17 protein-coding genes are annotated in these 19368 nt (G+C 63.9%); 13 read left to right on the top strand and 4 right to left on the bottom strand.

Annotation, left to right across the window (positions count from 1 at the left end; all coding sequences use genetic code 11):
* The first annotated feature begins 43 nt into the window (after positions 1–43).
* Entirely contained in the window at positions 44–1624 is a 1581-nt protein-coding gene (locus KSS95_RS23455; protein WP_217850121.1) for a methyl-accepting chemotaxis protein, read from the top strand.
* Between the two features lie 28 nt (positions 1625–1652).
* On the opposite strand, the gene KSS95_RS23450 is transcribed toward KSS95_RS23455, so the two are convergent.
* From KSS95_RS23450 to norR, 4 genes are all read right to left on the bottom strand, one after another.
* Positions 1653–2387, bottom strand: coding sequence for a YkgJ family cysteine cluster protein (locus KSS95_RS23450; RefSeq protein WP_217850119.1), 735 nt, complete (start codon positions 2385–2387; stop codon positions 1653–1655).
* On the bottom strand, positions 2384–2698 hold the full coding sequence (locus tag KSS95_RS23445; protein WP_217850117.1) for a hypothetical protein: 315 nt from the start codon (positions 2696–2698) through the stop codon (positions 2384–2386). The genes KSS95_RS23450 and KSS95_RS23445 overlap by 4 nt, the downstream gene beginning before the upstream one ends.
* Positions 2699–2786: 88 nt before the next feature.
* Complete coding sequence (locus tag KSS95_RS23440) at positions 2787–3686, bottom strand: chemotaxis protein (RefSeq protein WP_217850115.1); 900 nt, start codon at positions 3684–3686, stop codon at positions 2787–2789.
* 561 nt (positions 3687–4247) lie between these two features.
* On the bottom strand, positions 4248–5798 hold the full coding sequence (gene norR, locus KSS95_RS23435) for a nitric oxide reductase transcriptional regulator NorR (RefSeq protein WP_217850112.1): 1551 nt from the start codon (positions 5796–5798) through the stop codon (positions 4248–4250).
* A gap of 154 nt (positions 5799–5952) precedes the next feature.
* Between norR and hmpA the strand changes: the two genes are divergently transcribed.
* The 12 genes from hmpA to KSS95_RS23375 all read left to right on the top strand — a co-directional run bounded on the left by hmpA (position 5953) and on the right by KSS95_RS23375 (position 19328).
* A complete protein-coding gene (hmpA, locus tag KSS95_RS23430) occupies positions 5953–7131 on the top strand; it encodes an NO-inducible flavohemoprotein (protein ID WP_217850110.1) in 1179 nt (392 codons plus the stop codon).
* A gap of 522 nt (positions 7132–7653) precedes the next feature.
* A complete protein-coding gene (locus KSS95_RS23425; RefSeq protein ID WP_217850108.1) occupies positions 7654–8160 on the top strand; it encodes a disulfide bond formation protein B in 507 nt (168 codons plus the stop codon).
* Between the two features lie 559 nt (positions 8161–8719).
* Positions 8720–9664 (top strand): ubiquinol oxidase subunit II, encoded by a 945-nt coding sequence (gene cyoA, locus KSS95_RS23420; protein WP_102682486.1) that lies wholly within the window; start codon positions 8720–8722, stop codon positions 9662–9664.
* Between the two features lie 3 nt (positions 9665–9667).
* On the top strand, positions 9668–11689 hold the full coding sequence (gene cyoB / locus KSS95_RS23415) for a cytochrome o ubiquinol oxidase subunit I (protein WP_134690015.1): 2022 nt from the start codon (positions 9668–9670) through the stop codon (positions 11687–11689).
* Between the two features lie 3 nt (positions 11690–11692).
* Positions 11693–12316 (top strand): cytochrome o ubiquinol oxidase subunit III, encoded by a 624-nt coding sequence (gene cyoC / locus KSS95_RS23410; protein WP_217850106.1) that lies wholly within the window; start codon positions 11693–11695, stop codon positions 12314–12316.
* Positions 12316–12648, top strand: coding sequence for a cytochrome o ubiquinol oxidase subunit IV (cyoD, locus tag KSS95_RS23405; RefSeq protein WP_217850104.1), 333 nt, complete (start codon positions 12316–12318; stop codon positions 12646–12648). The genes cyoC and cyoD overlap by 1 nt, the downstream gene beginning before the upstream one ends.
* A gap of 11 nt (positions 12649–12659) precedes the next feature.
* A complete protein-coding gene (gene cyoE, locus KSS95_RS23400) occupies positions 12660–13547 on the top strand; it encodes a heme o synthase (RefSeq protein ID WP_186658830.1) in 888 nt (295 codons plus the stop codon).
* A 190-nt stretch (positions 13548–13737) separates the two neighbouring features.
* Entirely contained in the window at positions 13738–14730 is a 993-nt protein-coding gene (locus tag KSS95_RS23395; RefSeq protein WP_217850102.1) for an isocyanide synthase family protein, read from the top strand.
* A complete protein-coding gene (locus tag KSS95_RS23390) occupies positions 14730–15443 on the top strand; it encodes an HAD family hydrolase (RefSeq protein ID WP_217850100.1) in 714 nt (237 codons plus the stop codon). The genes KSS95_RS23395 and KSS95_RS23390 overlap by 1 nt, the downstream gene beginning before the upstream one ends.
* Before the next feature lie 24 nt (positions 15444–15467).
* Positions 15468–17228: an isocyanide synthase family protein gene (locus tag KSS95_RS23385; RefSeq protein WP_217850098.1), complete on the top strand. Its 1761-nt coding sequence runs from the start codon at positions 15468–15470 to the stop codon at positions 17226–17228.
* A gap of 307 nt (positions 17229–17535) precedes the next feature.
* Positions 17536–18744, top strand: a complete 1209-nt coding sequence (gene alaC / locus KSS95_RS23380) for an alanine transaminase (protein WP_217850097.1) — start codon at positions 17536–17538, stop codon at positions 18742–18744.
* Positions 18745–18944: 200 nt separating this feature from the next.
* Positions 18945–19328: a YkgJ family cysteine cluster protein gene (locus KSS95_RS23375; protein ID WP_217850095.1), complete on the top strand. Its 384-nt coding sequence runs from the start codon at positions 18945–18947 to the stop codon at positions 19326–19328.
* Positions 19329–19368 lie beyond the last annotated feature (40 nt).

Below are 19368 nucleotides of genomic sequence, written 5' to 3'. Positions count from 1 at the left end.
CGTACGCCCTGCCGATTTTCCCGTACAACAACGAGAGCCTCCGATGAAGTGCAATATGCCCGTTACCGGTCGCGAAGTGGATTACCCCGGCGACGCCAATATCCTGTCCACCACCGACCTGGACAGCCGTATCACCTATGCCAACGACGATTTCGTCCGGGTCAGCGGTTTCACCCAGCACGACCTGCTGGGCAACGCCCACCATATCGTCCGCCACCCGGACATGCCGGCCGAGGCCTTTGCCCAGATGTGGCAGACGCTCAAGGCCGGGCATTCGTGGATGGGGTTGGTGAAGAACCGCTGCAAGAACGGCGACCACTACTGGGTGAGTGCTTTCGTCTCGCCGATCAGCAGTGGCGGACAGGCGCTGGAGTACCAGTCGGTGCGGACCAAGCCCGGCCGGGCCCAGGTCGAGGCGGCCGAGCGCTGCTATGCGCGCTTGCGCGAGGGCCGGCGCGACTGGCGCCAGCGCTTGCCGGTAGCCGGGCTTGGCGCGCGCCTGGCGCTGTCGGTGGGCGCGGTGTGTGCACTGGTGATCGGCGTCGGGCAGTGGTGGCATAGCGCCTCCTGGCTGGTCACCCTGGTGCAGATGGCGTTGGCCGCAAGCCTCAGCGCCCTGGCGATCCAGTGGCTGTTGCGCCCCTACGAGCGCCTGCGTCGCCAGGCCCTGGCGATTGCCGACAACCCGCTGAGCCAGCAGTTGTACACAGGCCGGCGCGATGGCCTGGGCCAGATCGAGTTCGCCATGCGCATGCTCAAGGCGCAGTTGGGCGCGGTGGTGGGGCGTATCGGCGATACCTCGTCGCGCCTGGCCGGGCATTCCGGCGCGCTGGCCGAGGCGCTGCACAGCAGCCATGCCAACAGCCTGGAGCAGCAGGGCGAAGCGGACCAGGTGGCCACCGCGATCCAGCAGATGAGCGCCAGCGTCGCCCAGGTGGCCAGCAGCGCGCAGATGGCCTCGATGGCCGCCGACCAGGCCGAGGACGAGACCCAGGCCGGGCACCAGCTGGTCGATCGCAACCGCTGTGCGATCCAGGACCTGGCCGGCTCGCTGGTGGAGGCCAGCGAGGTGATCGAACAGCTGGAAAACCACAGCAGCGAGATCTCCGGGGTGCTCGACGTGATCCGCGGCATTGCCGAGCAGACCAACCTGCTGGCGCTCAATGCCGCCATCGAGGCGGCGCGGGCCGGTGACCAGGGGCGCGGCTTCGCCGTGGTGGCCGACGAGGTGCGTGGCCTGGCCCAGCGTACCGCGCAGTCGACCCACGATATCCAGCGCATGATCGCCGCCCTGCAGGACGGCGCCCGGGCCGCGGTGCAGGTGATGCAGCAGAGCAGCGCCCATGCCGGGCACAGTGTCGAGCAGGCGCAACTGGCCAGCGACGCGCTGGACAGCATCAGCGTGCGGGTCAACCAGATCAACGAGATGAGCTTGCAGATCGCCGCGGCGGTGGAGCAGCAGAGCCAGGTCAGCGAGAACATCAACCGCAACATCACCCGCATTCGCCAGGCCAGCGAGGCGACGGTCAGCGTCGGGCAGCGCAGCCACAGCAGTGCCAGTGACGTGGCCGAGCTGGCCAAGGACCTGCGGCGGTTGGCGGATGAGTTCTGGCGGCGCTTGTAGGCGCGGCCGAGCCGCTCCTACAAATGGCTTAGAAACCGATGAATGCGTAGTAGACCGGCGCTTCGCCCGTCACCTGCAGTCGTTGACCCTGTAGACCGGCCGCAAGCGCCGCGTCCTGCACATGCACCGCCCACGGTCCATCGACCGCCCGTGGTGCCTGCTCCAGCACCGAGGCAAACGCCGCCATGTCCGGCAACCACGCGGTAAACCCGTTACCTTTCAGCGCACTGGTGGTCATCCCCAGTGCCTGACAGATCGCCACCTTGGCCGCGATATCGTCGCGGTCGGCCTGACGTGAGGCCTCGATCAGGGCACGCAGCGCCTCATCCACCGGCAGGTTGCCGTGAATCAGCACCGGTCCCTGCTCCCAGGCCTCGGGTGGGCAATCCTTGTTTTCCGGGCGCAGCGGCAGGTGCGGGTTGATCTCCGCCGGGTAGATGCGACAGACCAGCGGGCGGCTTTCATAGATGCCGCACAGGTCATTGTCATCGAGGTTGCGGCAGCGCCCCGGATTGAAGGCGGCGAAGGTCACCGAGACCTGCAACTGCGCCTCACCGCAAGCCACCGGGTGCGAACGGCGCAGCACATGCTCGCGCTGGTCTGCCGGCATGCCAGGGCCATCGGCCAGGAAGCCTTCGATCAACACGATCACCTGGCCACCGGACAGCGCCCACTGCCGGGCTTCGGCCAGGGTCAGCGGCACGTGGTGGCCGGTGCAGCATTTACCGCAACCGGTGCAGGCGAAACGCAGTGCCTCGCTCACGGTTTGCCTGGGCTCCATTCGGTGACCACCGCATGCTGCTGCTGGCGGCTGTACAGGCATAGCTCGGTGCCGCTGCGGTTATTCATGTGTTTTTGCGGGTAGACGCCTTCGATCAGCAGTGCGCTGTAGCCGACCTGGTCGTCGAACTCGGCGGGCTTGCCCAGGGCGTGGGCATCCTTGAACTGACTGGCGGCCAGGCAGGCCTTGAGCATCTGCTGGCGCTGGTCGTTCCAGGCCTGGCTGCTGGAGGCGTGGGCTGCGCCGCTGAGGAGCAGGGCGCAGGCGATCAGGGTAGAGCTGAGATATTTCATACGCGATACCGGCAATGAACATCCGAAGGGCGCGAATTATGCCCGAACATTCTCCTGCATCAAGCCAGGAAAATCCTGACTTGATATGTCAGCGCTCCTCGAACACCACTGCCCGAGCCGCGGTCACCAGGCAGTTGGTCAGCTCTGGCGAGGAGAACTTGGTCAGGATCGCGTTGGCCCCGGCCAGCTTGGCCTTGTCGCCGCTCATCGCGCTGTCCAGCGAGGTGTGCAAGAGGATGTACAGGTGCTGGAAATCCGGGGTTTCGCGCAGGGTGCGGGTGAAGGCGAAGCCGTCCATCTCGGACATCTCGATGTCGGAAACGATGATGTTGATTTCCCGCTCGGTGCCTTGCAGCTCCAGTAGCACATTGATCGCGTCCTTGGCGCTGCGTGCGGTGTGGCACTCGATGCCGAGGTTGCGCAGGGTGTGCACCGACTGCTGCAGCGCCACCTGGCTGTCGTCGACCACCAGGATGTTGGCGGCGGCCAGCAGGCTGGCGTCCTCCTCGCTGACTTCGCCTGGGTGCGGCTCGTGGGCCGGCGGGGCGATGCCATGAATGACCTTCTCGATGTCCAGCACCTGCACCAGGGTGTTGTCGACCCGGGTTACGCCGGTGATGAACGAACGGTTGCCCGAGCCGTAGGGCGGCGGTTTGATGTCGGTGCTCAGGCAATGCACGATGCGGCTCACCGCCTGCACATGCAGGCCCTGGCGCGAGCGGCTGATCTCGGTGACGATCAGGCAGCCGCCGTCGGGGTCGGCCAGGGGCATTTCGCCGATGGCGCGGGACAGGTCGATCACCGACAGCGAGTTGCCGCGCAGGGTGGCCACGCCTTTGACGTGCGGGTGGGCCTCCGGCAGCTTGGTCAGCGGCGGGCAGGGGATGATCTCGCTGACTTTCAGCAGGTTGATTGCCATCAGCTTGCCGCTGCGCAGGGTGAACAGCAGCAGGGACAAGGAGTCCGCGCGGGCTTTTTGCGTGGCCATGGGCAACCTTCGCTATGAATGAGGGGGAGGATGCCGGGTTATCGGCTTTTTGCTGTCGGGCTTTAGCTTAGTTTGCTATTGGCGTTTGCAAGCAGGCGCAAGGCTTGCCGGTGCCACCGCGTCGACTGCTTCGCCAGCAAGGCTGGCTCCTACAGGTATTGCAGGCCGTAACCGTTGTAGGAGCCGGCTTGCCGGCGAACACCGGCGTTGCCGGTGCCATGCACCGCGTTGCCTGGTTCGCCAGCAAGGCTGGCTCCTACAGGTATTGCAGGCCGTAACCGTTGTAGGAGCCGGCTTGCCGGCGAACACCGGCGTTGCCGGTGCCATCCACCGTGTCGCCTGGTTCGCCAGCAAGGCTGGCTACAGGCATTGCAGGCCGTAACCGTTGTAGGAGCCGGCTTGCCGGCGAACACCGGCGCAGCCGGTGCCATCCTCCGCGTCGCCTGGTTCGCCAGCAAGCTGGCTCCTACAGGTATTGCAGGCCGTAACCGTTGTAGGAGCCGGCCTTGCCGGCGAACACCGGCGCAGCCGGTGCCATCCACCGCATCGCCTGCTTCGCGCTCAGCGCAAGCCCAAGCGCTTGGCCAGCCGGTTCAGGTTGGCCCGGTCCAGCCCCAATTCCCGCGCGGCGGCGGCCCAGTTGTCTTGGTGGCGATTCAGGCATGCTTCGACAATCTGCCGCTGATAGTCATCCACCGCTTCGCGCAGCCCGCCCTCGGGCAATGGCAGGTCGGCCGACGGCGCTTCGGCGACTATCTGCATGGCCGGTGCCACGTTGCGCAGGTCCAGGTCCGCCGCCTCCAGGGTGAGGATCCTTGGGCGCTGCCCATGCTGCCCCAAGGCTTTGAGCGCCGAGCGGCCGATCAAGTGTTCCAGCTCGCGCACGTTGCCCGGCCAGTCATACCCCAGCAGCGCGGCCTGGGCCTCGGCCGACAGGCGCAGGCTGCCCAGGCCCAGGCGCGAGCGGTTCTGCTCGAGGAAATAACCGGCCAGCAGCAGCACATCGCGGCCGCGTTCGCGCAGTGGCGGCACTTGCAGCGGGTACACGCTCAGGCGGTGATAGAAGTCGGCGCGGTAGTTACCGTTACGCACCTCTTCGGCCAGGTCGCGGTTGGTCGCGGCAATCAGGCGCACATCCACCCGATGCTCGCGGTCCGAGCCCAGGCGCTGCAACTGCCCGCTTTGCAATACCCGTAGCAGCTTGGCCTGTACCGCCAGTGGCAACTCACCGACCTCGTCAAGGAACAGCGTGCCGCCATTGGCCAGTTCGAACTTGCCCCGGCGTTCACCGTGGGCGCCAGTGAAGGCGCCGCGCACGTGGCCGAACAGTTCGCTCTCGACCAAGGTGTCGGGCAGGGCGGCGCAGTTGAGGCTGATCAGCGGTTTGTCCGCGCGGTTGCTGGCGCGGTGCAGGGCCTGGGCCACCAGCTCCTTGCCCACGCCGGTCTCGCCGGTGATCAGCACGGTCAGGTCGCTGCCGCCGACCAGGCGGATCTCCTCGACCAGGCGCTTGTGCGCCTTGCTCTGGCCAATCAGTTCCTTGTCCTGGCCGCTGGCCTGGCGATACACCTCGGCACGCTGGTGCTCGTCCTCGGCGCGCAGGGCCAGGTGCTCGATGCGCTCGGCCACGGTGACGGTGGCGGCGGCCAGGCTGGCGAAGGCTTGCAGGGCCTCGAGCTCGAGGCTCTGGAACTGGCCGGCGGTGAGGGCATCGAGGGTCAGCAGGCCCCAGGGGCGTTCGTCGACCATCAGTGGGCAACCCATGCAGTCGTGCACCTCGAGGTCGACGTGGGCGGCATCCACCAGCCCGTCGTAAGGGTCGGGCAGCGGGCTGTCGCTGGGAAAGCGGGTGGGCTCGGGGCGGCTGAGCAAGGCCTGGAAACGCGGGTGTTCGCTGACCCGGAAGCGCCGGCCGAGGGTATCGGCCGACAGCCCGTCCACCGCCAGCGGCACCAGCCATTCGCCGTCCAGGCGCAGCAGCGCGGCGGCATCGCAGGGGAGCAGGCCGCGCATGGCCTGGAGCAAGCGGCGATAACGTTCCTGGTCGGGCAGGTCGCAGGACAGGTCGCTCACCAGCGGGAGGAGGGCGGTGAGCAGGGGTTTTGCAGTCATATGGACTCCTGTTGGTCTAAATGACTATACGCGCGAGTGTGTCCTTTTGACACCGGTCAATGAAAACCCCCGGTTTTGTTGACGATAAAAGTTGGCACGATTGCTGAAATAGCCTACGCAACCATTCGAAGCCACAGGCTCAGGAGTTGTCGTAATGCTCAATGCCGAACAACGTGCAATCATCAAAGCCACCGTACCCCTGCTGGAAAGCGGCGGTGAGGCCCTGACCACCCATTTCTACAAGATGATGCTCAGCGAGTACCCCGAGGTACGCCCGCTGTTCAACCAGGCCCACCAGGCCAGCGGCGACCAGCCGCGCGCCCTGGCCAACGGCGTGCTGATGTACGCCCGCCACATCGACCAGCTCGAGCAGCTGGGCGGTCTGGTAGGCCAGATCATCAACAAGCACGTGGCCCTGCAGATTCTCCCCGAGCACTACCCGATCGTCGGCAGCTGCCTGCTGCGCGCCATCGAGGAAGTGCTGGGCAAGGAAATCGCCACCCCTGAGGTGATCGCAGCCTGGGCCGCTGCCTATGGCCAGCTGGCCGACATCCTCATCGGCGCCGAAGAGAACCTGTACAAGCAGAAGGAAGAGGCTGCCGGCGGCTGGCGCGGCACCCGCGAGTTCCGCCTGGTGCGCCGCGAGCAGGAAAGCAGCGAGATCGTCTCGTTCTACTTCGCCCCGGTCGATGGCAAGCCGGTACTCAAGGCCGAACCCGGCCAGTACATCGGCCTGAAGCTTGAGATCGACGGCCAGGAGCAGCGCCGCAACTATTCGTTGTCGGCCCTGTGCGACGGCCAGCAGTACCGCATCAGCGTCAAGCGCGAGGCGGGCGGCAAGGTCTCCAACTACCTGCATGAGCAGCTGCAGGTGGGCGATACCCTGCAACTGTTCCCGCCGGCGGGCGATTTCACCCTGGCCGCCAGCGCCAAGCCGCTGGTGCTGATCAGTGGCGGCGTGGGCATCACCCCGACTCTGGCCATGCTCGAGGCGGCCCTCGAGACCGAACGCCCGGTACATTTCATCCATTGCGCGCGCAACGGCGCGGTGCATGCCTTCCGCGACTGGATCGATGGCCTGGCGGCGCGCCACCCGCAACTCAAGCGCTTCTACTGCTACGCCGAGGAGGATGGCAGCCAGGCTGCCGACGCAGTGGGCCTGCTGGACCAGGACCTGCTGGCCGAGTGGCTGCCGCGTGAGCGCGATATCGACGCCTACTTCCTCGGGCCCAAGGGCTTCATGGCGGCGATCAAGCGCCAGCTCAAGGGCCTGGGCGTGCCGGAAGGGCAGAGCCGCTACGAGTTCTTCGGGCCTGCGGCGGCTTTGGAGTGAAGCGCTGAGCCCATCGCGGGGCCAGCCCGCTCCCACGAAGCCGAGGATGGCGGCGTGGGAGCGGGCTGGCCCCGCGATGGACTTCATCCCAATCGCTGCGGTTCGGCGTTCTGTCGGGCCGCCAGCACACGGATGCTCCCGGCCGTGGGTAATCGAGAACGAAGCGGACGATGACATTCGGCGCAGTCGGCCTGACCGAGCGCCGAACCGCAGCGATTGGGCCTATAGCCGATCTTCTATATAAAGAAGAGGTGAACGCGGTTACACGCGCGTTCATCTTTAATCCTCCTTTAATCACTGTATCCTTCACTCCCGAGTGTCGAGGGGCCTGCCCCTGTCCGGCGCTCGGGCCGCCGTGTTTTTCACACGCGGTGGTTGAACCGAAACCGACCCGCTCGGTCCTAGGTCAGCAGTGGATCGCGCGCACGCCCCTCCTCGATGCATTCAAAGGTCATCTCCAGCGTGTAGACTTGGCGCCCCCCGGGCAGCCCGCGCTGCCACACTCCATCGAAGGAATCGGCAATGAACGAACTCTCATCGCGCCTGAATCGGGAACGGCGCTTTCTGGTGCTGCTCGGCGTGATCTGCCTGGCGCTGATCGGCGGCGCCCTGTACATGCAGGTGGTGCTGGGCGAGGCCCCCTGCCCGCTGTGCATCCTGCAACGCTACGCCTTGCTGTTCATCGCCGTGTTCGCCTTTCTCGCCGCGGCCATGCCGGGGCGGCGCAGCCTGACCTTCTTCGAGGCGCTGGTGGTGCTCAGCGCCATCGGTGGCATCGTTGCAGCCGGCAACCATGTGTATATACTCGCCAACCCGATGGTCAGCTGCGGCATCGATACCCTGCAGCCCATCGTCGACGACCTGCCGCTGGCCAAGCTGTGGCCGCTGGCATTCCAGGTCGATGGCTTCTGCGCCACCCCGTACCCGCCGATTCTCGGCCTGTCCCTGGCCCAATGGGCCTTGGTTGCCTTCGTGCTGACCGCGCTGCTGGTGCCGCTGGGCATCTACCGCAACCGTCGCCGCGCTTAGACCAAAGTCCCGAATTGACCTGGGTCTATTGCGCAGCCAGATAAGCCGCAAAGCCTGCGCAACGGTTGACCCAGGTCAGGCTTCGGCCCTTGCGCTACAAGGGGTTGAGGGCTATCAAGCGGGGTGCGACAAACTGTCGCGAAGTTGATTTTTTGAGCAGTATTGTTACGCATTCTGTAAAAGACTGTTGCTCAATAAGTCATAGTCATCGTTGGGCGACCTATCTACAATCGCCCCCAATTTCCGTTCGGCACTGCTTGCGAGTCGCAGGATTGATGGGAGCCGCAGCGCTTTCCATTTGCTGACTTCGACAAGTTTCGCCCAACGGCGATACCGGGCGGACACCCCTCCGCGTTTTCCCGCACCAAATGGACTTGGTCTGAAGTACAGGCCTGTTGCCTACGAAACCATAAGCACCGCTAACCCGCTTGACGCCAAGATCCTGCAGTCGGATCCGGGCAGGGGCGAGTACGGGCGCCAATTGCCGCACTTGGCAGGACGAAGTGTTGGCTACCAAAACACAAATTGCATTGAAGCAAGCTGATCTAGAGGTCGTGAGATGAGTAAAAAGCGTTACCCCAGACTGTTTGGCATATTGCCCTTTTTAGGCATGCTTTTACTCAGTGGGTGCAACTGGACCCTGCTCGATCCGAAGGGCCAGGTGGGCATTGAGCAGAAGAACCTGATCCTGATCGCCACCGGCCTGATGCTGCTGGTGGTCGTGCCCGTGATCATCATGACCTTGGCGTTCGCCTGGAAGTACCGTGCTTCCAACAAGGCAGCCACCTACACCCCCGACTGGTCGCACTCGACCAAGATCGAAGCCGCGGTGTGGATCATCCCGATCCTGATCATCATCGCCCTGGGTTACTTCACCTACCACTCCACCCACAAGCTGGACCCGTACCGTCCACTGGATTCCGACGTGAAGCCGGTGCAGATCGACGTGGTCGCGCTGGACTGGAAGTGGCTGTTCATCTACCCGGAACAGGGCATCGCCACGGTCAACAAGATCGTCTTCCCGGCCAACACCCCGGTCAACTTCCGTGTTACCTCCGACGCCGTGATGAACTCCTTCTTCATCCCGGGCCTGGGTGGCCAGATCTACGCAATGGCTGGCATGACCACCAAACTGCACCTGATCGCCAACGAGAACGGTGAGTTCGACGGTATCTCCGCCAACTACAGCGGCGCCGGCTTCACCGGTATGAAATTCAAGGCAACCGCCACTTCGCAAGCCGACTTCGATGCATGGGTCGCCGAGGTGAAGGCTTCGCCGAAGAAACTGGACCAGGCCGAATACGACGCCCTGGCCAAAGCAAGCGAAAACAACCCAGTCGCGCTGTACAGCGAGGCTCCGGCTGACCAGTTCCAGCGCATCGTCGACAAGTACGAAGGCATGAACCGCGGTCGTCCGAACCACGAAGAAGCAGGCAGCAAAGACCTGGCCACTACCAAGGGTGTGGAATCGAGTATGCAACCAGCTGCCGGTGCAGAGGAGTAAGAGATGTTCGGTAAATTAACTCTGGAGGCGATACCGTATCACGAGCCGATAGTCATGGTGACGCTTGCCATGATCGCGCTCGGTGGTATCGCTGTCGTTGGTGCCATCACCTATTTCCGCAAGTGGTCGTACTTGTGGACCGAGTGGTTGACCACGGTCGACCACAAGAAAATCGGCGTGATGTACATCATCGTCGCGATGGTCATGCTGCTGCGCGGCTTCGCCGACGCCATCATGATGCGTACCCAGTTGGCCGCCGCCACCGGTGGCTCGGAAGGCTACCTGCCGCCTGAACACTATGACCAGATCTTCACCGCCCACGGTGTGATCATGATCATCTTCATGGCGATGCCGTTCTTCACCGGCCTGATGAACCTCGCGGTTCCTCTGCAGATCGGTGCACGTGACGTTGCCTTCCCGTTCCTGAACTCCCTGAGCTTCTACCTGCTGCTGGCAGGCGTGCTGCTGGTCAACATCTCGCTGGGCGTTGGTGAATTCGCCAAGACCGGCTGGGTGGCCTATCCGCCGCTGGCGGGTATCCAGTACAGCCCTGGGGTGGGTGTCGACTACTACATCTGGGCGCTACAGCTCTCAGGCTTGGGTACGACGCTGACCGGCGTGAACTTCCTCGTCACCGTGATGAAGATGCGCGCCCCTGGCATGAAGCTGATGGACATGCCGATCTTCACCTGGACCTGCACCTGGGCCAACGTGCTGATCGTCGCTTCCTTCCCGATCCTGACCGCCGCACTCGCACTGCTGACTGTTGACCGTTATCTGGACTTCCACATCTTCACCAACGAGCTTGGTGGGAACCCGATGATGTACGTCAACCTGTTCTGGGCGTGGGGTCACCCTGAGGTCTACATCCTGATCCTGCCGGCCTTCGGCGTGTTCTCGGAAGTCACCTCGACCTTCGCAGGCAAGCGCCTGTTCGGTCACCACTCGATGATCTATGCATCGGGCGCGATCGCCATCCTCGGCTTTGCGGTCTGGCTGCACCACTTCTTCACCATGGGTGCCGGCGCCAGCGTCAACACCTTCTTCGGCCTGGCGACGATGCTGATCTCCATTCCGACCGGTGTGAAGCTGTTCAACTGGCTGTTCACCATCTACCAGGGCCGTCTGCGCTTCACCGCGCCGATCATGTGGACCCTGGGCTTCATGGTCACTTTCTCGATCGGTGGCATGACCGGCGTTCTGCTGGCCGTTCCAGGTGCCGACTTCGTTCTGCACAACAGCCTGTTCGTGATCGCCCACTTCCACAACGTGATCATCGGTGGCGCAGTGTTCGGCTACATCGCCGGCTTCGCCTTCTGGTTCCCGAAAGCCTTCGGTTTCACCCTGAACGAGAAGTGGGGCAAAGCTGCCTTCTGGTTCTGGATCTCCGGCTTCTACGTTGCGTTCATGCCGCTGTACGCCCTGGGCTTCATGGGCATGACCCGTCGTCTGAACCACTCCGACAACCCGCTGTGGGAACCCTACCTGTACGTAGCCGTGGTCGGCGCCGTGCTGATCCTGTTCGGTATCGCTTGCCAGCTGATCCAGATCTACGTCTCGGTTCGCGATCGCAAGGACAACATGGACGTCACCGGCGACCCATGGGGCGGCCGTACCCTGGAATGGTCGACTTCGTCGCCACCTCCGTTCTACAACTTCGCGCACATGCCTGAGCATGTTGGCCTGGACGCCTGGCACGAAGCCAAGCAAGCCGGTGCTGCGTACAAGGCGCCTGCCAAGTACGAAGCCATCCACATGCCGAGCAACACCTCCACCGGTCTGTTCATGGGCCTGTTGCTGACCGTGTTCGGTTTCGCCTTCATCTGGCACATCTGGTGGCTGGTGGGCGCGAGCCTGGTGGCAACCATCGCAGTCTTCGTTCGCCACGCCGCGCGTGACGACCAGGGCTACATGGTTCCGGCCGAAGAAGTGGCGCGCATCGAAGGCGAGCGCATGAAAGCGCTGGCCAACGCTGGTGCACTGCCTGCCGGCGGCGCACGTGTCGAATCGTTTGAACGGGTGTAATCAATGTCCAGTCAAGTAATCCACGGTGGCGCGCATGGTCATGACCATGCACACGATGACCACCACCACGACTCGGGCCAGATGACCGTCCTCGGTTTCTGGCTGTACCTGATGACCGACTGCATCCTGTTTGCGTCGCTCTTCGCCACCTACGCGGTGCTGTCCGGCGGTTTCGCCGGCGGCCCGTCGGGTCACGACATCTTCCAGCTCGACTTCGTGCTGGTTGAAACCGCGTTCCTGCTGCTGTCCTCGATCACCTTCGGCTTCGCCATGCTGAAGATGTTCGCCGGCAACAAGGCCGGTGTACTGGGCTGGTTGGCTGTGACCTTCCTGTTCGGTGCAGGCTTCATCGCGATGGAAATCTATGAGTTCCATCACCTGATCGCCGAAGGCTTCGGCCCGCAGCGCAGTGGCTTCCTGTCGGCGTTCTTCGCGCTGGTCGGTACCCACGGCCTGCACGTGACTGCCGGTCTGATCTGGATGGCAATCATGATGTACCAGATCAACAAGCACGGCATCACGCCGACCGCCAAGACCCGCATGAGCTGCCTGAGCCTGTTCTGGCACTTCCTGGACGTGGTCTGGATCTGCGTGTTCACCGTCGTCTACCTGCTGGGGGTTCTGTAATGGCTAGCGCACACGACACTCATCACGAAGGCAACCACGGCAGCGTGAAGTCCTACATGATCGGCTTCATCCTGTCGATCATCCTGACCGCGATCCCGTTCGGCCTGGTGATGTACCCAAGCCTGCCGAAGAACCTGACCGTCCTGATCGTGGTGGCCATGGCCGTCATCCAGGTGGTAGTGCACCTCGTGTACTTCCTGCACATGGACCGCTCGAAAGAGCAGCGTTCCAACGTGTCGACGTTCCTGTTCACCGTTCTGGTAATTGCACTGCTGGTCGGCCTGTCGCTGTGGATCATGTTCAGCATCCACTTCGAAATGCTGGCCAAGTGAGGTAAGACTGCATGTCCGTGAAGCACTTTATCCAAATCACCAAACCGGGGATCATTTTCGGTAACGTGCTTTCCGTGGCAGGCGGATTCTTCCTTGCCGCGAAGGGCCATGTGGACTTCGCCCTGTTCCTGGCGGTGGTGGTAGGTACTTCCCTGGTGGTGGCGTCCGGTTGCGTGTTCAACAACTGCATCGACCGCGACATCGACCACAAGATGGAGCGCACCAAGAACCGCGTCATGGTGCAGGGCGGCATGTCGCTGCCCCTCGCGCTGATCTACGCCACCCTGCTTGGGGTGGCGGGTTTCAGCCTGCTGTATGTACAGGCCAATCCGCTGGCGGCGTTCTGCGCCCTGGTCGGTTTCGTGGTCTACGTCGGCTTCTACAGCCTGTGGCTCAAGCGTAAATCGGTGCACGGCACCTTGGTTGGCAGCCTGTCCGGTGCCATGCCTCCGGTGATCGGCTACTGCGCCGTGAGCAACAGCTTCGACCTGGCCGCGGTGACCCTGCTGGTGATGTTCAGCCTGTGGCAGATGCCGCACAGCTTCGCCATCGCCATCTTCCGCTTCAAGGACTACAGCGCCGCCAACATTCCGGTGTTGCCGGTGGCGCGCGGTATCCTCGCGGCGAAGAAGCAGATCGTCCTGTACGTGCTGGCCTTCGTGCTGGCGACCCTGATGCTGACCCTGGGCGGCTACGCCGGCCTGGGTTACCTCGCCGTGGCGGCGGCCATGGGCCTGTACTGGTTGTACATGGCCTGGGGCGGCTACAAGGCCGAGGACGACAGCAAGTGGGCGCGCAAGGTATTCGGCTTCTCCATCCTCACCGTCACTGCGCTGAGCGTGATGATGGGCGTGGACAGCCAGACCGCGGCCGATGTGCTGATGACCTATGCACGCTGAAACGTTCATGCTGTGAAAGACGCCCCGGCTTGCCGGGGCGTTTTTTTTTGCCCCGCGGAACAATTCGCCGAGAGGCCAGTTGACAGCGCATGACCTTTCCAGGATTTTATGCGCCGCAGGTCAGGACGACCTGACGGCCAAGGTTGGCCGCGATCCATCCGGATCCATCCACATGACAAAGGACTGTTCCATGACCGATACGAGCATCGCTCTGTCGGCGTGCGGCGCGTTGCCGCGCCAACGCCAAGCCGCTTCGCCCACCGACACTGCACGGGCCATTCTCGAGTGCCTGTTCCGTCGCCGCAGCCTCGCCCCGGGGCAGGACGGCACCTTGGACGAAGCCGTGCTCGCGCCACATCTGCCCAAGGTTTTGCGGGCGCTCGAGCAAAACCTGCCGGTGGAAATGGTCCTGCCAGCCTTCCCGGGCAAGTCGCCCAATCGTCAGAAAACCCTCGGCCCGCTCCCTGATCTGGCGGAGCACCATGCCCTGGATGAACTGGGCCTGCTGTGCGAGGACATCCGTGCCTTGCATGCGCCGGGGGCAATCATTCGCATCTGTTCGGACGGGTATGTTTTCTCCGACCTGGTCCGGGTGCCTGATGCGCATGTGCAGGCCTATACCGACGATATCCAGCGCTATGCCGATCAGCACCACCCCGGGCGTTTCAGCCTGTTCGACCTCAAGGATGCCTATGCGCAGTTGAGCTGCCTGGACTCCATGCGCGAAGAGCTGATGATCGAGCATGGGCAGTCGCTGCGGGTGTTGCAGCAGCGCTTCGAGAATGAGGAGCACATGAAGCTGATGTATTGCGGCATTCATCGGTTCCTCGCCGAGGACTACTCGGGCCTGCTCGAATTCGCCGGCATGAGCATGAACGCGGTGAAGAAGGTGGCCAAGCCCGCCTCGCAGCGGGTCATCCAACGCAGCGAAGCGTGGAGCGCGTTGTTGCAGAAGCGCTACCCGCACTGCCTGCGCCTGTCGATTCACCCGCAGCTAGCGGTGTCGAGCAAGATCGGCATCCGCCTGGTGCCCACCAGCGACCTGTGGCGAACCCCCTGGCACTCGGTGGCGGTCAAGCGGCGTGGGGTCGTCACCCTCGACCGGCGCAGCAATGTCGACGAACGCTATAGCCGCCTGGTGTTCCGCCGCGGTCGGCCTTGCCACTACGCCAGTGCTCACTGATGGCGACGCACAACGAGGTGCGCGCGGTACTGTTCGATCTCGACGGCACGCTGGTCGATACCCTGCCCGATATTGCCTGGAGCCTGAATCACATACTCGTGCGCCATGGCCTGGCAACGCTGCCCTTGCAACAGGTGCGGGCGATGATTGGCGGCGGGGTATCGGCAATGATCGAGCGCGCCGCCAAGGGCCTCGATGCGCAGCGCCAGGAGCAACTGCTGGCGGATTACGCGCAGTGTTACCAGGGCAACCTGGTCCAGCGCTCACGCGTGTTTGCCGGTTGCCTGGCACTGCTCGAGACGGTCGCCGCCAAGGGCTTGCCCATGGTGGTGGTCACCAACAAGGCCCAGGCGCTCGCCGAGCAGGTGGTGGAGGCATTGCTGCCGAGGCCAGGTTTCGTCGCGGTGCTTGGGCATCGCCAGGGGGCGGCGCTCAAGCCCGCCCCGGACATTGCCCTGCAAGCCTCGCGCTTGCTGGAGGTGGCGCCGGCCCATTGCCTGTTCGTCGGCGACACCCCGACCGACCTGCTGACCGCCCAGGCTGCGGGCATGCCTGCCGCTGCCGTCGCTTGGGGCTACGGCGGGCGCGAGGCCCTGCTCGAACAGCGCCCGAGGTTTTTTTGCGAGCAACCCCTGCACCTGCTCCGGGCCCTGCGCCCGGAGCCGGCGCGCCCCAGTGCGAGCCATCCCGCAGCGGCGACCGGTTCGCGCTAACAGCCCTTTCAAGGAAGACAGGACATGCAAGACAAGGACAGCTGGATCACCGCCGTCAGCCAGGTGCTGGACGGATATCTGCTCAAGGCCGAGGGTGACCGTTTCGAATCGGCGGGCAGGCTGCACCTGGCCCGCGACCTGGCCCACTGTTTCGACAGCGCAGAGCCGCTGCGCATGGTGCTGCCTGGGTTCCCCTGCAAGTCGCCGAACGAGCGCGACAAGACCTTCGGCGTGCTGCCTGACTACGGCGAGGTAATGGCCATCGAGCGCCTGGATCGCCTGGCCCAGGAAATCGCCGAGCTGCATGCCCCAGGCTGCGAGATCGCCATTCTCAGCGACGGCACTACCTTCAACGATATCGTCGGGGTGCCGGACGAGGTGCGCCGTGCCTACAACCGAGCGCTGCGTAGCCTGTGCACCACCCATTGCATCCGCTGGGTGAGCATGCAGGACTTGTTTCCGCAGGCCAGCAGCCCGGAGGCCCTGCGTGCCACGCTGGTCAAGCAGGCGCGGCTGCCATGGAAGAACCTCGAGGCCTTGATTGAGCAGTGCCGCCAGGACGAAGCGCTGGGGCGCACCCACGACAAGCTCTGTAGCCACCTGTACAACGACCTGCGCCTGTGTCGCCAGCCTGGGCAGGATGAGGACGAGCACCTGCGTCAGATCAGCCACAAGGCTTACCAGATGATGCTGCGGGGCCAGGCACTGAACGCCGCGGTCGAGCGCTTCTTCCCCGGCCATGTGCGCTTGTCGGTGCACCAGTACGACAACGCCGGGCCCAAGTTCAGCCTGGCCCTGGCCGAGGGCCTGGCTCGCGTGGCCAGCCCCTGGCACGCGGTACCGCTGCTTCAGCTGGACGGTCGGCAGACCTTGCGCGGTCGTGCCGAGATCGACCCCGCGCGGCATGTGCAGGTGACCTGGCAGGGTCAGCCGTGGCTGTTCCACGAAACAGCCGGCGAGGCGCTGGAGGGGTTCGACTTCGCCTTGCAGAAGCTCCCCTTGTTCGGGCTGGTGGTGACCGATCCGCTGGGCCTGGGCTGGCAGCGCTTGTCCCGCGAGACCTTGCAGGCATTGGTGCGGCGTTTCGGTTTCGTCTGCCTGAGGGGCTGCGAGTATGCCGACCAGCAGCAGTTCGCCAGCGACTGCGAGCGTTTCGGCACCATCTACCGCTGGGCTTTCGGCGAGGTGCACGTGGTCAAGCCGGCCGACCAGCCGCAAGGCGTGGTGCATTCCCTGGAGAAGACGCCCTTGCACTGGGACCTCAACATGCTGCCCGACAGCGATCCGCTGGTGCAGCGCGACCCGAAGTTCTGCGCCCACACCTTCATGCTGTATTGCAAGACGCCGCCACAACCGGGCGAGGGGCAGACCACCATCGTCGACAGCCGCAACGCCTTGCGCAAGGTTGGCCTGCGCACCGCCCGCCAGTGGCAGGGCATCGATTTGACCTACTACACGCGCATGACCTATTTCGGCGGTTCGCCGCGCAGCTACTCGCTGGTCGACCTCGACCCGCGCAGCGGCGAGCGGGTACTGCGCTACCAGGAGGGTTGCCAGTCGTCGTTGCAGACCCTCGAACAGAAAGTGCAGGGGCACGACGATGACTTCCAGCAGGCATTGATCAGCCAGCTCGACGAACTGGTCTACGACCCCGAATGCCTGATTGCCCATGAGTGGCAGGCGGGTGACCTGGTGCTGATCGACAACTACCAGACCTTGCACGGGCGCCTGCCGATGAGCGCCGCCTCGGCGTCGCGTGAGCTGTGGCGGGTGCAGGTGTACTGACTGGCCAGGTCTGTTCTGTGGGAGCGGCCTTGTGTCGCGAATGGGCCGCATCGCGGCTCCAGGATTTATGCAGCACCCCATAAATGCTGGGGCTGCTGCGCAGCCCTTTCGCGACACAAGGGCGCTCCCACAGGGGTTGTGTTGTTCTGTTTTTTTTTGATTTTCAATTTATGCGTCTGAAAAATTCTAATAAAACAGAAAATTACCCTTTACGAAAAATACTCTACGGGATTATCTTCTGATTCGGCCGCCGCTGCGGCCAGCGTCGCTCGGACGGTTCCGGGCGCTTACGTCTCTCGAGGAACACATGGCCAACCCAGGTTCGCCGCGCCGCTTCGCGCGCATCGATCGTCTTCCCCCCTACGTCTTCAACATCACCGCCGAACTCAAGATGGCCGCCCGCCGCCGTGGCGAGGACATCATCGACCTGAGCATGGGCAACCCCGACGGTGCCACGCCGCCGCACATCGTCGAGAAGCTGGTGCAGGTCGCCCAGCGCGACGACACCCATGGCTACTCCACCTCCCGTGGGATTCCACGCCTGCGCCGGGCCATCTCCAACTGGTACCGGGAACGCTACGCGGTCGAGATCGACCCGGAAAGCGAGGCCATCGTCACCATCGGCTCGAAAGAGGGCCTGGCGCACCTGATGCTCGGCACCCTCGATCACGGCGACACCGTGCTGGTGCCCAACCCCAGCTACCCGATCCACATCTATGGCGCGGTAATCGCCGGGGCCCAGGTGCGTTCCGTACCGCTGGTGCCGGGCGTGGACTTCTTCAACGAGCTGGAGCGGGCGATCCGCGAGTCGATCCCCAAGCCGAAGATGATGATCCTCGGCTTCCCGTCCAACCCCACCGCCCAGTGCGTCGAGCTGGACTTCTTCGAGCGCGTGGTGGCACTGGCCAAGCAGTACGACGTGCTGGTGGTGCACGACCTGGCCTATGCCGATATCGTCTACGACGGCTGGAAGGCGCCGTCGATCATGCAGGTGCCGGGGGCCAAGGACATCGCGGTGGAGTTCTTCACCCTGTCCAAGAGCTACAACATGGCCGGCTGGCGGATCGGCTTCATGGTCGGCAACCCCGAGTTGGTCAGCGCGCTGGCGCGGATCAAGAGCTACCACGACTACGGCACCTTCACCCCGTTGCAGGTAGCGGCCATCGCCGCGCTGGAGGGTGACCAGCAGTGCGTGCGCGACATCGCCGAGCAGTACCGCCAACGTCGCAACCTGCTGGTCAAGGGCCTGCACGAGCTGGGCTGGATGGTCGAGAACCCCAAGGCCTCGATGTACGTCTGGGCGAAGATCCCCGAGCAGTATGCACACCTGGGCTCGCTGGAGTTCGCCAAGAAGCTGCTGGCCGAGGCCAAGGTCTGTGTATCGCCGGGGATTGGCTTCGGTGATTACGGCGACGATCACGTGCGCTTCGCCCTGATCGAGAACCAGGACCGCATCCGCCAGGCCATCCGCGGCATTCGCCAGATGTTCCGGGCCGATGGGTTGACCTGCAAGTAAGCTGTCCCCCTGGCTTATCGCGGGGCCAGCCCGCTCCCACATCGTGCATGGCGTGGGGGCGGGCTGGCCCCGCGATGCCTTTGCGCCGATCAGCGGCGATCTTTTTTTGCTGTGCCCCTCTTCTCAGCCGTTCGTGCCTGGATTACAAATAGCGCCGCGGGCGCTCGCCCGGATAACAACAACCTCCCTTCCTGGCCATCATGTCCGAACAGAATCCTTGCATGTCCTGCGGCGCCTGCTGCGGCTACTTTCGTGTGTCTTTCTTCTGGGGTGAGTGCCAGTCCGCCGGCGGCCTGGTGCCCGACGATCTGGTGGTGCAGATCAACCCGACCCGTGTCGCCATGATCGGTACCGACGCCAAGCCTTGCCGCTGCGTGAGCCTCGCTGGCGAGATCGGCACGCAAGTGGCGTGCTCCATTTATGAGAACCGTTCCAGCCCGTGCCGAGAGTTCGAGGCGTCGTGGGAAAACGGCGTGCACAACCCCAGTTGCGATGAGGCGCGTGCCGCCTATGGCCTACCGCCATTGACCCCGCCGGGGGCCAACGAGCCGCATTGGCCAGAGGAGGGCGCCGAGGTCGCTTGATGGCTGCTCGAGCGCCAAGCGCGGCAGGCGCTGCGCAGGC

This window comes from Pseudomonas muyukensis, from assembly GCF_019139535.1.
In the GTDB taxonomy this organism is placed as follows: Bacteria; Pseudomonadota; Gammaproteobacteria; order Pseudomonadales; family Pseudomonadaceae; genus Aquipseudomonas; species Aquipseudomonas muyukensis.
The sequence above is the reverse complement of the archived record's forward strand: the minus strand, read 5'-3'. Positions and strand labels throughout refer to the sequence as shown.

Excerpts from the sequence above, each read along its gene's own strand:
- KSS95_RS23455 (WP_217850121.1), top strand. The coding sequence starts at position 44 with ATGAAGTGCAATATGCCCGTTACCGGTCGCGAAGTGGATTACCCCGGC.
- KSS95_RS23445 (WP_217850117.1), bottom strand. The coding sequence starts at position 2,698 with ATGAAATATCTCAGCTCTACCCTGATCGCCTGCGCCCTGCTCCTCAGC.
- KSS95_RS23440 (WP_217850115.1), bottom strand. The coding sequence starts at position 3,686 with ATGGCCACGCAAAAAGCCCGCGCGGACTCCTTGTCCCTGCTGCTGTTC.
- norR (WP_217850112.1), bottom strand. The coding sequence starts at position 5,798 with ATGACTGCAAAACCCCTGCTCACCGCCCTCCTCCCGCTGGTGAGCGAC.
- hmpA (WP_217850110.1), top strand. The coding sequence starts at position 5,953 with ATGCTCAATGCCGAACAACGTGCAATCATCAAAGCCACCGTACCCCTG.
- KSS95_RS23425 (WP_217850108.1), top strand. The coding sequence starts at position 7,654 with ATGAACGAACTCTCATCGCGCCTGAATCGGGAACGGCGCTTTCTGGTG.
- cyoA (WP_102682486.1), top strand. The coding sequence starts at position 8,720 with ATGAGTAAAAAGCGTTACCCCAGACTGTTTGGCATATTGCCCTTTTTA.
- cyoB (WP_134690015.1), top strand. The coding sequence starts at position 9,668 with ATGTTCGGTAAATTAACTCTGGAGGCGATACCGTATCACGAGCCGATA.
- cyoC (WP_217850106.1), top strand. The coding sequence starts at position 11,693 with ATGTCCAGTCAAGTAATCCACGGTGGCGCGCATGGTCATGACCATGCA.
- cyoD (WP_217850104.1), top strand. The coding sequence starts at position 12,316 with ATGGCTAGCGCACACGACACTCATCACGAAGGCAACCACGGCAGCGTG.
- cyoE (WP_186658830.1), top strand. The coding sequence starts at position 12,660 with ATGTCCGTGAAGCACTTTATCCAAATCACCAAACCGGGGATCATTTTC.
- KSS95_RS23395 (WP_217850102.1), top strand. The coding sequence starts at position 13,738 with ATGACCGATACGAGCATCGCTCTGTCGGCGTGCGGCGCGTTGCCGCGC.
- KSS95_RS23390 (WP_217850100.1), top strand. The coding sequence starts at position 14,730 with ATGGCGACGCACAACGAGGTGCGCGCGGTACTGTTCGATCTCGACGGC.
- KSS95_RS23385 (WP_217850098.1), top strand. The coding sequence starts at position 15,468 with ATGCAAGACAAGGACAGCTGGATCACCGCCGTCAGCCAGGTGCTGGAC.
- alaC (WP_217850097.1), top strand. The coding sequence starts at position 17,536 with ATGGCCAACCCAGGTTCGCCGCGCCGCTTCGCGCGCATCGATCGTCTT.
- KSS95_RS23375 (WP_217850095.1), top strand. The coding sequence starts at position 18,945 with ATGTCCGAACAGAATCCTTGCATGTCCTGCGGCGCCTGCTGCGGCTAC.